The 13,222-nt window shown below is 68.1% G+C and carries 12 protein-coding genes; 7 read left to right on the top strand and 5 right to left on the bottom strand.

Features of this window, described 5'->3' with window-relative positions; genetic code table 11:
• Positions 1–75 precede the first annotated feature (75 nt).
• The 4 genes from D4740_RS00990 to zwf form a co-directional block, all read right to left on the bottom strand.
• Complete coding sequence (locus D4740_RS00990) at positions 76–1,086, bottom strand: HNH endonuclease family protein (RefSeq protein WP_119835245.1); 1,011 nt, start codon at positions 1,084–1,086, stop codon at positions 76–78.
• Between the two features lie 108 nt (positions 1,087–1,194).
• Positions 1,195–2,022 (bottom strand): 6-phosphogluconolactonase, encoded by an 828-nt coding sequence (gene pgl / locus D4740_RS00985; RefSeq protein WP_310732058.1) that lies wholly within the window; start codon positions 2,020–2,022, stop codon positions 1,195–1,197.
• 48 nt (positions 2,023–2,070) lie between these two features.
• Positions 2,071–3,063, bottom strand: coding sequence for a glucose-6-phosphate dehydrogenase assembly protein OpcA (locus D4740_RS00980; protein ID WP_119835068.1), 993 nt, complete (start codon positions 3,061–3,063; stop codon positions 2,071–2,073).
• On the bottom strand, positions 3,060–4,613 hold the full coding sequence (gene zwf, locus D4740_RS00975) for a glucose-6-phosphate dehydrogenase (RefSeq protein ID WP_119835243.1): 1,554 nt from the start codon (positions 4,611–4,613) through the stop codon (positions 3,060–3,062). Before zwf ends, D4740_RS00980 begins: the two co-directional genes overlap by 4 nt.
• Positions 4,614–4,936: 323 nt before the next feature.
• On the opposite strand from zwf, the gene gndA reads away from it, so the two are divergent.
• The 5 genes from gndA (at position 4,937) to D4740_RS00950 (ending at position 9,860) form a co-directional block, all read left to right on the top strand.
• Entirely contained in the window at positions 4,937–6,409 is a 1,473-nt protein-coding gene (gene gndA, locus D4740_RS00970) for an NADP-dependent phosphogluconate dehydrogenase (RefSeq protein WP_119835067.1), read from the top strand.
• Between the two features lie 265 nt (positions 6,410–6,674).
• On the top strand, positions 6,675–7,127 hold the full coding sequence (locus tag D4740_RS00965) for an FHA domain-containing protein (RefSeq protein ID WP_119835066.1): 453 nt from the start codon (positions 6,675–6,677) through the stop codon (positions 7,125–7,127).
• A gap of 119 nt (positions 7,128–7,246) precedes the next feature.
• Positions 7,247–7,897, top strand: coding sequence for a MerR family transcriptional regulator (locus D4740_RS00960; protein WP_119835242.1), 651 nt, complete (start codon positions 7,247–7,249; stop codon positions 7,895–7,897).
• A 417-nt stretch (positions 7,898–8,314) separates the two neighbouring features.
• Positions 8,315–8,836, top strand: coding sequence for a MerR family transcriptional regulator (locus D4740_RS00955; protein WP_119835241.1), 522 nt, complete (start codon positions 8,315–8,317; stop codon positions 8,834–8,836).
• A gap of 76 nt (positions 8,837–8,912) precedes the next feature.
• Positions 8,913–9,860 (top strand): aldo/keto reductase, encoded by a 948-nt coding sequence (locus D4740_RS00950; protein WP_119835065.1) that lies wholly within the window; start codon positions 8,913–8,915, stop codon positions 9,858–9,860.
• Positions 9,861–9,895: 35 nt separating this feature from the next.
• Here D4740_RS00950 and D4740_RS00945 read toward each other — a convergent pair whose 3' ends face one another.
• Entirely contained in the window at positions 9,896–11,491 is a 1,596-nt protein-coding gene (locus tag D4740_RS00945) for an Hsp70 family protein (protein ID WP_119835064.1), read from the bottom strand.
• Positions 11,492–11,730: 239 nt separating this feature from the next.
• Here D4740_RS00945 and D4740_RS00940 point away from each other — a divergent pair, with 239 nt between their 5' ends.
• Together D4740_RS00940 and D4740_RS00935 are read left to right on the top strand one after the other, a co-directional pair.
• Positions 11,731–12,966: an inorganic phosphate transporter gene (locus D4740_RS00940; protein WP_119835063.1), complete on the top strand. Its 1,236-nt coding sequence runs from the start codon at positions 11,731–11,733 to the stop codon at positions 12,964–12,966.
• A complete protein-coding gene (locus tag D4740_RS00935) occupies positions 12,963–13,199 on the top strand; it encodes a hypothetical protein (protein ID WP_119835062.1) in 237 nt (78 codons plus the stop codon). Before D4740_RS00940 ends, D4740_RS00935 begins: the two co-directional genes overlap by 4 nt.
• Positions 13,200–13,222 lie beyond the last annotated feature (23 nt).

Genomic DNA, 13,222 nt, shown 5'->3' with positions numbered 1-13,222 from the left:
CGTCTCCGAGCACGGCGTCCGCCACCCCTGCCGGTACATGTCGCTGGTACCTGCACTGGCAGCCATCTCGCGCTGTCAGCGGCCGCGACGACGCCGTGCCCGTCGACGTTGTGCCCGTTGTTGCGACGACGTCCTGGTACGACGACGGCTGGCCCTCGCCAGGCTCCGGGTCACCAGGCCCCAGCCCGCAAGAGCCGCGCCTGCAGCAGCAAGCACCGAGTACCACGGGCGGTGGAGGATCTCGGTGCCGATGTCCCGCGCCGACTCAACGGTCTGCTCCAGGACGGAGGGAGCGCCGTCACCACCAGCGAGGCAGTCAGACAACGCAGCCCGTAGCGCGTCCTTGTCAGCATCAGGTAGTCCCAGCCCGTACTCGGAGGAGACCGAGACGAAGCGCCGCGCGTACTCGCAGCGGTACTCACGGCGCGGCCACCAGCCTCCGTCCGCGTCGGTGAGCCAGGAGCCGGTCTCAGTGGACCCAACCGGACAGGTGGCGGGTCCGCAGGCCCCCTTTTCCTGGTTGGCCTGCCCGTCCACAGCCAGCAGGTTCAGCGGGTCGTTGGCTACCAGTACCCGGGTACGCTGGTCCCACTGCCAGGCTCCGTGAGCATAGAGGTAGTTGAGCGGTACCACGTGGTCGATCTGTACCGCAGACGAGGTGTCCTGTCCGCGTTCAAAGGAGACCTCCGCCCCTGTGTACGGGTCGTGAAGGGTTGCCGACCACACCGTGGCGTCGGGGCACACCGACGCTCCTTCACCATGCCCCTCTTCCTGGCTCTGTAGGCCCGGAGCGCGGGAGAAGTCAAGGTCGATGAGGTCCCGGGCCAGGATCTCGTTACGGGTGTCGCAGCCGTCACCGTCCACATCGGACCACGCCTCACCGAACCAGCCCGTGCGTGAGCCGCCCTCTGCCCAGGACTGCTCGGCAGGGGAGTCCTCAGGCAGGCTGTCAAGAGCTGCCAGAGCCTCGCTCGTGTCCAGCACGAGGGCATCCCGGTCGTCCCAGGGCACCTGGGTCTCAGGGGCGGTAGCGGCGGCTGCGGCCCACGGCCCTGTGCCGGGATACCCCGTCACAGGGGAGCACATCGCCGCCACCACGCTGGCAGCGGCCAGAGCCCTGACGAGCGTGGCAGGTCGCTGAGAGGCAGCGACCCTGCTAACCCTGTCGTTGCTGTCCTTGCGCACCTGTGACCGTCAGGCTCTGGTCGTCGGCTGGATGTCACCGAGTCCTGAAGCAGCCTGGACGTCGAGGTACCAGGTTGTCCGCTTCCCCCGGGCACAAGAGGCGGGAGCAGTGACAACGTCTATGGCGCCCAGGCTTCGGGTGACTGCCTCCGCCTTACCCTGCCCGCCGGCCACCACCATGACGTGACGTGCACGGTGCAGGACCTCGAAGGTCAGCGAGCAACGCTGCGGCGGAGGCTTGGGGGACTCACGCACCGCCACTGCGGAACGCCCGGTGGTCAGCGCGGCCGGGTGACCTGGAAACAAGGAGCATACGTGGGCGTCAGGACCCAGCCCCAGGTGGATGAGGTCGAAGGGCTCATAGTCCAGATGGTGCGCCCTCAGGTCCTGCGTCAGCAGGTCCGTGGCGGAGTCCAGGCTGCTGACGGTCTCGGGACCAGGCAGGTGGTGGACGTGGCTGTCCGGCACACCGACGCGGACCAACGGTGCTGCCAGCAGGTCGTTGCGCTCGGGGTCGGAGACGGGCACGAAGCGCTCGTCACCGAACCACAGGTGCACCGCCTCACGTACCTGGGTCGGCTCCCTGGCCAGCTCCTGGGCCAGGTGGCCAGCCAGGGCCACGCCTGCTGAGCCTCCTGTAAGCGCCAGGTGAGCTGTTCCTCGCGCAGCGACCGCTTCCGCCAGGGTGCGGACGGTATCGGCCGCGGCGCTCGCTGCAGCCTGGGAGAGGGAGTCACTGACCTGGAGGGTCGGCCGCGCCAGCCTGCGTGCCGCGGCCTCAAGGGTGCTGCGTGCATCCCCCTGTGTCGCGGCGGATTTGCTGTCATCTTGGACCACTGTTGTCCTCCTAGCGGAGCGGGGCGGTTGAGCAGGTAGCAGGCCGGGCTACGGCGTTGCAGGGGCTGAGGCGTCCTTGCCGAAGGCGGTGAGGACCTCCTGGTAGACAAGGTCCGGGGTCAGGCGCCGCAGCTCCTCATTGAGGGTCGCCACCGGCTCGCGGCGCTCCATGGTTACCACCTGGGGCTCTGCCCAGCCAGGACGTGTGACCGTCACCCGGTCGTGATCGTGGCGGGCAATGACGATGTCACCGTCCGGCGTACCAGCCGTGATCGAGGCAATTCCCCTGGTTCCCGGATCGTCGCGCCTGGTGGCCTCCACTCCCAGGCGCAGACGTAGCCAGGTCTCCATGAGACGGACCGAGGAGTTCCTGGGCTCACCCACTACCTGGATACTACGGAGGGCTCCTGAGCGCACCGTAGAGTCGAGCGTGGAGGCCACCATGGCCCGCCACAGGGTGATCCGTGTCCAGGCCAGGTCGATGTCACCTCGCACGGACACCGGGGCCAGGGCGGCCAGTGCGGCAGCCGGGTCCTTCTGGGAAGGAGTGTTGGTGATCCGGGTCGTGGCCAGAAGCCCCAGGGGGTCCTCGGCCGGGACTGTGGGCACCTCCCACGGCCACCACACCACGACGGGTGTGTCCGGCAGAAGAAAGGGCACCACCAGGGTGTCGGTGTGCTCGGCGGCCTCGCCCCAGGGGAAGAGCACGATTGTCTCGCCCGCGCCGGCGTCGTGGCCCACCCGGACCTGGGCGTCCAGGTGCCCCTCGGCGGAGGCGTGCCCGTGGCCCCCTGCCTCCGTGCCTATGTCTGTGCGGGACTCCGCGTGGGGGGAAGTACCGGCGGGCGGGACGACCACGGCGATAATCCGGCAGGGGTGGTCGAGGCTGGCGCCGTGGGCAGCGCACAGGGCTTCCTCCAGCCCCTCGGGACTGGTGGAGATCACCAGGGTGAGGACTCGTGAGGACCCGGAGGACCCCTCCTGCTTCATGACCTGGGCGACGACCTCGGAGGTTGTCGTGGCAGTAAGTGTCGTGATCATGAACGCCTCCAGGTACGGCCGTCACGGGCCAGCAGGTCGTGGGCGCTGGAGGGGCCCCAGGACCCGGGCCGGTACTCCTCGGGAACGCCCGAGGACGCCCAGTGCTCGATGACAGGGTCCAGGATCCTCCAGGAGAGATCCACCTCGCGCTGGTGGGGGAAGAGCGGGGCGTCACCCAGGAGCGCGTCCAGGATGAGGCGCTCATAGGCCTCCGGAGACTCCTCGTTGAAGGAGGCGCCGTAGCCAAAGTCCATGGTGACGTCGCGCAGCTCCATCTGCGTTCCGGGAACCTTAGAGGCCAGCCGCAGGGTGATCCCCTCGTCAGGCTGGATACGCAGCACGATCGTGTTGGCCCCCAGGCCAGCGGTAGCCGCCTGGCCAAAGGGCAGGAACGGCGGCTGCTTGAAGACGACGGCTACCTCGGTCACGCGACGGGCCAGTCGCTTGCCTGCACGCAGGTAAAAGGGGACTCCTGCCCACCGCCGGTTGGCGATCTCCAGACGCACCGCGGCATAGGTCTCCGTACGTGAGCCAGGGGCGACGCCATCCTCCTCCAGGTAGCTGCGGACCCGCTGGCCTCCCTGGAACCCGACCCCGTACCGACCCCTGGCCGTGCTCAGTCCCAGGTCCAGCACGCCGTCGCGCTCCAGGCGGACCGCGTCCAGGACCTTCTCCTTCTCCGTCCTGACGGCGTGGGCCTCCATGGAGGTCGGCTCCTCCATGGCGGTCAGGGCGAGGAGCTGAAGCAGGTGGTTCTGGATGACGTCACGTGCCGAACCGATCATGTCGTAGTAGCCGGCCCGGGTCCCGATGCCAATATCCTCAGCCATAGTGACCTGGACGTGGTCTACATAGCGCTGGTTCCACAGCGGCTCGAGCATCGTGTTGGCGAACCTCAGCGCCAGGATGTTCTGGACAGTCTCCTTGCCCAGGTAGTGGTCCACACGGAAGACGTCGTCGGGCCGCACGATCCTGCCTACGAGTTCGTCCAGCTTCCTGGCCGAGGCCCGGTCGTGCCCGAAAGGCTTTTCAACGACCACGCGGCGCCAGGAGCCGACAGCCTCGTCCACCAGCCCGGAGCGGGCGATGCGCTCAGTGACAGCAGGGAACCAGCCCGGGGGGATCGACAGGTAGAAGGCCCGGTTGCCCCCAGTGCCCCGGGAGGCGTCCAGGCTGGTGACGACGTCGGTGAGGCTCTGGTAGGCGACGTCGTCCTCGAAGGAGGAGAACTCCACAAAGCGCATCCCGGCGGCAAGCTGCTCCCAAATCGCCGGCCGCCACGGCGTCCTGGCCCCGGAGCGGGCGGCCTGCTTCACGTAGCGACGCATGCTCTCGTCGCCCCAGGGACGGCGGCCCACTCCCACCAAGCAGAACCGGGGGGACAGCAGGCCCCGGTTCGCCAGGTCGTAGACGGCGGGGAGAAGCTTGTGACGCGCCAGGTCACCAGTGATGCCGAACATCACGAGGACACAGGGGTCAGCGATGCGAGGCAGACGCAGGTCGCGGGCCTCGAGCAGCGGGTTGGGCGCCGACGGTGAGAGACGCGACATCAGCGGCGAGGAGCCGGAGGAGTCAGAAACGGGCACGCGAGCCTTCCTGAGATCGGGGGATGACATCGCAGGTTCCCGCCGACCCGGGCCGACGAGGAGGCGATACCGGGACACCGCCGCGATGATCTCCCGGGGATGATCTCCCGGGCACCCCCGACGATGACCGCCACTACTATATCGTCTGGCGACGGTAGCCGCCGGAGCTGTCCCGTGCCTGTGGAGACTGGCCCTGCAGCACCAGGCGCCCGGACTGCGGCCGGACCATACTTTTCCGTATCATCTTGAGAGACGACCCGTATGGGGAGAGCGAGGAGACGCACCGCATGACTGACTTCACTCCTGCACCGGCCTCAGCCGACATCGGCGTCTTCGGACTGGGGGTGATGGGTGCGAACCTGGCCCGCAACCTAGCCCGTCACGGCCACGCCGTAGCCCTGTTCAACCGCACTGTGGCGCGTACCGAGCGCCTCATGGACGCTCACGGCTCCGAGGGGGGCTTCGTCCCCGCAAGCAGGCTCCGCGACTTCGTCGCCTCTCTGCGCGTCCCGCGCGTGGCAATTATCATGGTCCAGGCGGGGACGGCCACCGAGGAGGTCGTCTCTGAGCTCGCCGACCTCATGGACCCCGGTGACATCATCGTCGACGCAGGCAACACCCTCTACACCGACACCCGGCGGCGTGAGGAGGCCTTGCGCTCCCGAGGGCTGCACTTCGTGGGCATGGGTGTCTCCGGCGGCCAGGAGGGGGCGCTGCTCGGTCCCTCCATCATGCCGGGAGGCACCAAGGAGTCCTACCGGCGGCTGGGACCGATGCTGGAGTCGATCGCCGCCGACGCCGGTGGCGCCCCCTGCTGCACGCACGTGGGTCCGGACGGTGCGGGGCACTTTGTCAAGATGGTCCACAACGGCATTGAGTACGCCGACATGCAGCTCATTGCCGAGGCCTATGACCTGCTGCGCCACGTGGGAGGCCTGACCGTGCCAGAGATCGCCGAGGTCTTCCGCGGCTGGAAGGACTCCGAGCTCGACTCCTACCTCATCGACGTCACCAGCGAGGTGCTATCCCACGTGGATCCCGCCACCGGGCAGCCCTTTGTCGACGTCGTCGTGGATGCTGCCGGGCAGAAGGGCACTGGGGTGTGGACCACGCAGACCGCCCTGGAGCTGGGCGTGGCTGTCCCGGCTATCGCTGAGGCGACCTTTGCCCGTGCCGCCTCTGCCTCGAACCAGGCGCGTGCCGCGGTGCGAGCGGTAGGACTCGGCCCCGGGACTACGTCTGCGCCGCTGCAGGGCGCTGAGCGGCAGGCTTTCATCGACTCTGTCAGGCAGGCTCTCTACGGCTCCAAGATCGCTGCCTACGCCCAGGGCTTTGACGAGATCGCTACCGCCTCGCAGCGGTTCGGCTGGGACATCGTGCTCAGTGACATGGCCAGGATCTGGAGGGCAGGCTGCATCATCCGGGCACGCTTCCTGGACGATATCGCCCAGGCCTACCAGGAGGACCCCCAGATGCCTAGCCTCCTGACCGCACCGGTCTTCTCCCGGGCGCTGGCCTCCGTCCTGCCCGCGTGGCGACAGGTCGTGGCCACCGCGGCCCTGTCCGGCACGGCTGCGCCGGCTTTTGCCGCGTCACTGGCCTATGTCGACCAGTTGCGTGCGCCTCGGCTTCCTGCCGCGCTCATCCAGGCCCAGCGGGACTTCTTCGGCTCCCACACCTACCATCGGGTGGATGATCCCGCAGGCGTGTACCACACCCTGTGGGCTACTGAGGGCCGCCAGGAGGAGAAGTGGACCTGATGAGTTCCTGGTGACCGACGGCTAGCCCAGCCTGGGACGGCCACGGTGGGCAGCGCAGTTGTTGCCCGGGAGCTCTTGGGGCCGCCGAGGACCTGTCGGGCGGTACCACGGGGGCTGCAGCAGGAGACGCGGGACCGGGACCACACTCGTGTCGCCAGGTTCCTGCCAGCACCCCGGGATTGTCGGCCTCGACGTGCCTGCCGATAACGGTATGGTGGTTCCTGAGGCGGCGCACCGGGCGCCGCAACGACCAAGAGGGGCAGGTATGTCGAGCACGCCGATCGAGCAGGATCCCTCCTCCACCCAGGCCTTTGGGGCTGTTGACGCCAGTCCCGCGTCACCCTCCCCGCTGACCGGGCTGAACCAGCAGGATGCTGCCGCAATTGCCGCCCTGCCCCCGGGGACTGCGCTGCTGCTTGTGCACCACGGACCGACGACGGGTGCCCGCTTCCTGCTGGATGCCGCGGAGACAACCGTGGGACGTCACCCCCGTGCCGATATCTTCCTGGACGACGTCACCGTCTCCCGCAAGCACGCGGTGTTCTCCTCCCTGCCAGAGGGCGGCTACGGCGTCCGGGACTCGGGCTCCCTCAACGGCACCTACGTGAACCGTACCCGCGTGGAGCAGGTAGTCCTCCAGGCGGGGGACGAGGTGCAGATCGGCAAGTACCGTATGACGTATCACCCCGGTCCCCAGCAGGCTGCAGCTGCGCAGTGACCGTGTCCTCTGCGAGGGCCAGTGGCAGGAGGGACGGGGAGGACTCTGCCTCCTCCTTGGAGCCTCCCGTACCTGAGACCTCCGGGACGTGGCCGCACGGGATGTCCCGGAGGCCGGAGATGAAGATCGGCCAGGTCGTTGATGCCCTGAGGCCGGAGTTCCCCGCGTTGTCCATCTCCAAGCTCCGGTACCTGGAGGGTGCGGGGCTGATCTCCCCGTACCGCGTCGGCAACGGGTACCGCCGCTATTCCCAGGCGGACATCGAGCGGCTCAGGTACTCGCTGCGTGCCCAGCGTGACGAGTACCTGCCCTTGAGCGTCATCAGGCAGCGTCTGGCCGAGCTGGACGCTGGCGCCGCCACCGCCCCGGTCTCCCCGGTGGCGCGGGTCGTGGCGCGTGACGGCAGGCTCGTCGACTCCGGCCCCATGGATCTTGAGTCTCTCCTGGCGCTGTCAGGTGCCCGGGAGTCCCAGGTTGACGAGCTTGTCGCCGTCGGCCTGATCAGCCCTGACGCACGTGGCCTCTATTCCTCAGGCAGCCTGCGGACCGTGCGACTGGCCCTGGAGATCACCCGACTTGGCATCCCGCTGCGTAACCTGCGGTCGGTGCGTAGCGCTGCTGAGCGTGAGGCTGACGCCATCGACCAGGCTGTCACTCCCCGGCGGTCCCGGTCCCGCGACGCCGGGGAGGAGTCGGCCCGAACCCTGGCTGACCTCGTGGGGGAGCTGCACGATGTGCTCCTGCACCGTGCTGTCGACACGCTGTCCTGAGGCTGGCCTACCCGCGTGCCAGGGCCGTGCGGGACCGCCGCTGGATGACCCGCCACTTGCACTACTCCGTGGGGCTGGTGTGACAGGTGTGCCGCCCTTGTGTGGTATGTCCCACTCTGGGGCTCTGAAACTGTTGGTTCGTGGAACCGCCCGCGCCTGGGACCAGAGTTCCCGCCTTTTTCCTCAACCTCATCCCAAGATTGACATCCCAGCTGTCTCCCGACAGGGCGTGGCCGTCATTGAGCATCGACCCGGCGGGATCTATCGTGTCCCTGTGGCTACCAGGAACCAGCCGCCCCCATCACAGCAGCCCACCAAGAGCGTAGTCCGCGCAGTCATCTCGAACCCGACAGGAGCAGGCAAGTGAGCGTCAACGAAGCCAGTGCCGCGGTACCACCGCCCCACCGCATCCAGGGCATGCTCTTCGGTGACCCGCTTCAGCACCTGGAGGCCGACTCCGGCTACCGGGGGCCCGTAGCCTGCCGGGCAGCAGGCATCACCTACCGCCAGCTCGACTACTGGGCCCGAACCGGGCTGGTGGAACCCTCCGTGCGCGGGGCCAAGGGTTCAGGCTCCCAGCGGCTCTACTCCTTCAGGGACATCCTGGTCCTCAAGATCGTCAAGCGCCTTCTGGACACGGGGGTGTCCCTCCAGCAGATCCGCTCGGCTGTCAAGACCCTCCACCTGCGGGGTGTCGAGGACCTGTCCTCCCTGACGCTCATGAGTGACGGGGCCTCCGTCTACGAGTGCACCTCGGCCGAGGAGGTCATTGACCTGGTTGCCGGGGGGCAGGGAGTCTTCGGCATCGCCGTGGGGCGGGTGTGGCACGAGGTCGAGGGGACGCTGGCCCAGCTGCCGGTGGACCACGCGGCCGAGGCACCTGCTGTTGAGGACGAGCTGGCCAGGCGCCGCGCCGCCAGGAGGGACCGCGCCGTGTGAGCGCTGCGCGCACCTACCTGTCTCCTGATATTGTCGGGACCGCCGAGTGGGTCCCACCTATCGACCGGGAGGACGCATGAGTCACATGATCGCTGACTTGGACGTAGGCCCTCTAGGACTGGGGGGCAACGTCTTCGGCTGGACTGCGGACGAGGCCACGTCGCACGCTGTCCTTGACGCCTTTGTCGCTGCTGGAGGTCGTCTCATCGACACCGCCGACGGCTACTCCTACTGGGCGCCTGGTCATGTCGGCGGGGAGTCGGAGTCCGTCATCGGCTCCTGGCTGGAGTCCCGCGGGTGCCGTGACGACGTCGTCATCGCCACCAAGGTCTCCACCAAGCCGGGGCGTGAGGGGCTGGCTCCCGCCAATGTCCGTCAGGCGTTGGAAGAGTCCCTGGAGAGGCTGGGAACCGACTTCGTGGACCTGTACTACGCCCACTTTGACGACCCCGACACCCCCCTCGAAGAGACGGTCAGCGTCTTTGAGGAGCTTCGGAGCTCGGGCATGGTGCGCCACGTCGGGCTGTCCAACTATACGCCGCAACGTATCGAGCAGTGGGTGCGCACTGCGTCGAGACTGGGCTGCGCCGCTCCGGTCGCGCTCCAGCCCCACTACAACCTGCTGCACCGCAGCGAGGTGGAGGGCGTCGGCGGCAGGGGAGAGGTGGCGGCGTCCCACGGCATGGCCCTGCTTCCTTACTTCCCTCTGGCAGCGGGATTCCTTACCGGCAAGTACCGACGCGGCCAGGTGACACACGGAGACCGCGCAGCAATGGTGTCAGGCTACCTGCGCGAGGACTGCTTTGCCGTTGTCGACGTACTGACTGACATCGGCGACAGGCACAAGGTGGAGCCTGCCGCCGTGGCCCTGGCCTGGCTGCGTGACCGCCCTGGAGTCACTGCTCCCTTGCCCTCGGCCAGGAACCTGGACCAGTTGCGAGCCATCCTCCCCGCGCTCAGCCTGCAGCTGGACGAGGAGGAGGCTCGCCTTCTGACCCAGGTCTCAGACGCGGCCCAGGCCTGAGACAAGCATCCGGCCGGGTGCCCGGCCGCCGTTGCTCAGGTGGTTTGCTCGCGTGGAAGCGTGTCAACGTCGTCCGTGCGGTGCCCCAGCACATAGTGGCGGCTGTAGCCGTCAGTCAGGTCGGTGATCGTGACGCGCACCAGGCCGTTCTCATCAATGCGGTAGTGCTCTTGGACCCGAGGACCGTGGTCCCGGCGCTCCACCGGGAGGCGACGCAAGTCCTCCTCCTCCCGGAGCCCCTGCTCAAAGGGAAAGACGATGTCTTGGTAGGGAGCGATCTCGCCACGCGGCTCACCGGAGTCGTCGACCCCGGCGCACTCCACGAAGCGGAACCAGCCGATGTTGTGGGCCGCCTCGTACTCCCGGGTAATGACCGTGCCCTCGCGTCCGCCCGGAGAGGCCTGCACGGAGTCGGGGCTGAGTATCGAGTCGAAGACAAGACGGCTGCCGCCGTCGGCCTCCCGGAACACCCCGAAGCCCCGTGAGAGCCGGTCGGTGAGGTCGTAGTCGCTGGTGCGGTCCGCGGCGATAGCCAGGCCGATTGCCGTTGAGGCGCCCGGGTAGGGGGAGCGGTGCACACGTCGGCCGAAGCGCTCCCGCAAGAGCCGAGGCACCAGGGGAAGACCTGACGCCCCACCCACCAGGTAGACGCCGGCAATGTCAGTCAGGTCGGGGGTGCCGTCATCAAGCCGCCCCACCAGGGGAGACATCATGGCCAGGGAGCGCTCCACCAGCGGGGTGCACGCCCGGTAGAGCTCTGGCACCGGGATGACGACGTCCTGCCCGCGCAGCACCGCCACCAGCCGACGGCTCTGGGGAGTCAGGCGCTCCTTCGCGTCGCGGCACTGCTCCAGCAGCTCGTCGAGCTCGGCGGGGGAGAGGTCCTCCTCAGCGACCCCGGCTCGTTCCAGCACCATGGATGCCGTCACCAGGTCCACGTCGTCACCGCCGAGGTCACCCAGACCATGGGAGACCAGGACCTCGTGCGAGGTGCCGACCACGTCGACCAGAGACGTGTCAAAGGTCCCGCCGCCCAGGTCGTAGACCAGGACACGAGTCCGCCTGGAGGAGACTGTCGTGGCCTTGCGGTGGGTGTACTCGAAGCCGGCTGCACTGGGCTCGTTCAGCATGGCAGCGACGCGGAAGCCTGCGGCCCGGAAGGCCTCCAGCGTCAGCAGGCGCTGGCCACCGTAGGCGTGGGCCGGTACGGCGACGACCACGCGGGACCGCGACACGTCAATGTCCAGCGACTCCAGCCGCGTTCTCAGGTGACGGAGGAAGTCGGTCAGGACCTCCAGGACGGTCAGGTGCCGGTCACCCAGGGTGACAGGGGTGGATGCGGTGATGGTGGGGGAGGCGAGCAGCCTCTTGAGGCTGCGCAGCAGCGGGGCGCCATGACGAGCGGCGTCGCGAGCGTCGAAGCCGTGGATGAGACGTCCCTCATGCAGCGCTGTCAGTGACGGGAGAAAGTCGTGGTCGTCGCCGTGCTCGTCGGCGAAGCCCAGGACAGGGTAGTTACCGCGGTCGGCCCGCACGACAACCGTGCGGGTAGTGCCCAGGTCGATCCCCAGGTCGGTGTCCGTGAGGGGTTCAAGCGTGGTGCCAAGGGAGGGTCCGCTGTGCGCTGCCATGGGAAGGACCCTATCGTGGTAAGCGACAAAGCTGCGGGAGGTCCCACGTACCGGGCCGCCCGCCTACCGGGGAGCCTGGGGAGGTCCGTGAACACGGCGGCAACATTCGCGATCGCGCCCCTGTAGAGGTAAGAATGTAGGCGGGTTGTGTTGACCCAACCGACCCCAGGCGGGATACGCTCCGAGGTGTCATCACTGGCAGGCGGGGCGCCAGCCTTCAGACTTCGACCGGAAACGGCATGAGCAGCACACTCTTTATCGTTGTCGTCGTCATCGTGGCGGCCCTCGTCTTTGACTTCACCAACGGGTTCCATGACTCGTCCAACGCGATGGCGTCCTCGGTAGCCACCGGTGCGCTGGCACCGCGCAGGGCAGTCCTCCTCGCCGCGGTCCTCAACGTCGTCGGGGCCTGCCTGTCCACCGAGGTCGCCAGGACGATCTCCCACGGCCTGTTCGACGACGCGCTGATACAGGCGGCGCCGGAGATGGTGCTGGCAGGCCTGGCAGGCGCCATCCTGTGGAACCTGTTGACCTGGCTGTTCGGTCTGCCGTCCTCCTCCTCGCACGCCCTGTTCGGCGGGCTTATCGGCGCGGTGATGGTGGCCACCGGCAGCCAGGGCGTCCACTGGGGGACCGTGCTGTCCAAGGTCATGCTGCCGGCCCTGCTCGCCCCGTGCGTCGCTGGTGCCACGGCTGCCCTGGCGACCTGGCTGGCATACCGGCTCGCGCGTCCCACGAGCCGCCTCTCCCAGTCGGTGTTCCGCAGCGGCCAGCGCGTCTCTGCCTCCATGGTCGCCCTTGCTCACGGCACCTCTGACGGCCAGAAGACCATGGGGGTCATCACGCTGGTACTTGTCGCCGGCGGCTACCAGGCGCCGGGGTCCGGCCCCTACTGGTGGGTGATCGCGGCGGCAGGGCTGGCGATCGGGCTGGGAACATACTCCGGCGGCTGGAGGATCATGCGCACCATGGGCCGGGGACTGGTCCACATCGAGTCCCCCCAGGGCTTTGCCGCGGACACCTCCTCCACTGTTGCCATCCTGGCGTCCTCCCACCTGGGTTTCGCCCTGTCCACGACCCATATCTGCACCGGATCCATCCTGGGGTCAGGTATCGGTCGTGGCACCAGTGTGCGCTGGAGCACCTTCACGAAGATGGGTGCGGCCTGGCTCGTGACTCTGCCGTGCGCGGGCGTGGTCGGGGCGCTGACGTCCTTCATCGCAGTCGCCGGAGGTGTGGCGGGTACGGTCGCGGTTATTCTCCTGCTGCTGTGCGGGGCGCTGCTGATTATTCGCCAGGCCAGCCACCACCGGGTGGACTTCTCCAACGTCAATGACGCCGACGAGGTGGTCGTCGGCAGGCGGACCGACCCCGAGCTCGTCCGTAAGCCCCGCACCGTCGACCAGGTCAAGAGCGAGCTGGCTGGGGAAGCCGACCACTCGCGACGAGTCCCGGAGAAGGAGACTGCCGCATGATGATCGACTGGGCGTCACTGGCCCAGGTCACCGTGGTGACGATCCTGGGCGCAGCCGTTGTCGTCGTGATCGTCTCGCTGGCTGCCCGGCTTCTCGACGTGGCTCATGCCAGGCGTCGGCAGAGCCGGTCCAGGGGGCTCATGGCTGCCGAGCTGGGTGCAGGCGCCTGCTTCCTTCTGGCAGGAGCCATCACGTTGTACGGTATCTGGCTCATCATCCCGTACTTCCACTGACTCCGGTCCACGCCCCACCTCCG

Source organism: Actinomyces sp. 2119 (genome assembly GCF_003591215.1).
GTDB lineage: Bacteria > Actinomycetota > Actinomycetes > Actinomycetales > Actinomycetaceae > Actinomyces > Actinomyces lilanjuaniae.
This window is presented reverse-complemented; position numbering and strand designations above follow the sequence as displayed.

Excerpts from the sequence above, each read along its gene's own strand:
- D4740_RS00990 (WP_119835245.1), bottom strand. The coding sequence starts at position 1,086 with ATGTGCTCCCCTGTGACGGGGTATCCCGGCACAGGGCCGTGGGCCGCA.
- D4740_RS00980 (WP_119835068.1), bottom strand. The coding sequence starts at position 3,063 with ATGATCACGACACTTACTGCCACGACAACCTCCGAGGTCGTCGCCCAG.
- zwf (WP_119835243.1), bottom strand. The coding sequence starts at position 4,613 with ATGTCGCGTCTCTCACCGTCGGCGCCCAACCCGCTGCTCGAGGCCCGC.
- gndA (WP_119835067.1), top strand. The coding sequence starts at position 4,937 with ATGACTGACTTCACTCCTGCACCGGCCTCAGCCGACATCGGCGTCTTC.
- D4740_RS00965 (WP_119835066.1), top strand. The coding sequence starts at position 6,675 with ATGTCGAGCACGCCGATCGAGCAGGATCCCTCCTCCACCCAGGCCTTT.
- D4740_RS00960 (WP_119835242.1), top strand. The coding sequence starts at position 7,247 with ATGAAGATCGGCCAGGTCGTTGATGCCCTGAGGCCGGAGTTCCCCGCG.
- D4740_RS00955 (WP_119835241.1), top strand. The coding sequence starts at position 8,315 with ATGCTCTTCGGTGACCCGCTTCAGCACCTGGAGGCCGACTCCGGCTAC.
- D4740_RS00950 (WP_119835065.1), top strand. The coding sequence starts at position 8,913 with ATGAGTCACATGATCGCTGACTTGGACGTAGGCCCTCTAGGACTGGGG.
- D4740_RS00945 (WP_119835064.1), bottom strand. The coding sequence starts at position 11,491 with ATGGCAGCGCACAGCGGACCCTCCCTTGGCACCACGCTTGAACCCCTC.
- D4740_RS00940 (WP_119835063.1), top strand. The coding sequence starts at position 11,731 with ATGAGCAGCACACTCTTTATCGTTGTCGTCGTCATCGTGGCGGCCCTC.
- D4740_RS00935 (WP_119835062.1), top strand. The coding sequence starts at position 12,963 with ATGATGATCGACTGGGCGTCACTGGCCCAGGTCACCGTGGTGACGATC.